The sequence below is a fragment of the Tenacibaculum aiptasiae genome, from assembly GCF_008806755.1.
Taxonomy (GTDB): Bacteria; Bacteroidota; Bacteroidia; order Flavobacteriales; family Flavobacteriaceae; genus Polaribacter; species Polaribacter aiptasiae.
This window is the reverse complement of the sequence record NZ_WAAU01000050.1, coordinates 1-253: the sequence shown is the minus strand read 5'-3', so window position 1 is coordinate 253 and position 253 is coordinate 1. Positions and strand designations below refer to the sequence as shown.

General features: G+C 28.9%; 1 pseudogene. It reads left to right on the top strand.

The window, feature by feature from the left end:
• Window positions 1-253 (top strand): annotated as a pseudogene (locus F7018_RS18615) (gliding motility-associated C-terminal domain-containing protein); the annotation flags it as partial.

The window sequence follows — 253 nt, the reverse complement described above, 5'->3', positions numbered from 1 at the left end:
ATGGTACTCTTGACAATAACAATGAAGGTTTAGCTGGTTTTTACAGCAATAATGAAACAATAACTGTTTCTGGAAGCAACAAAGCTACTTTTCAAAATGTAGAAATAGATGCTACTAATAATGTAGAACTTAAAAAATCTTTAGGAGTAACTAATGAGTTAAGCTTTATAAATGGAAAGGTTGTTACTCCAAAATCAAATGCTAATGTTTCTTTAGATTTTATTCAACATGATTTTTATGCTGGTGAAGATGA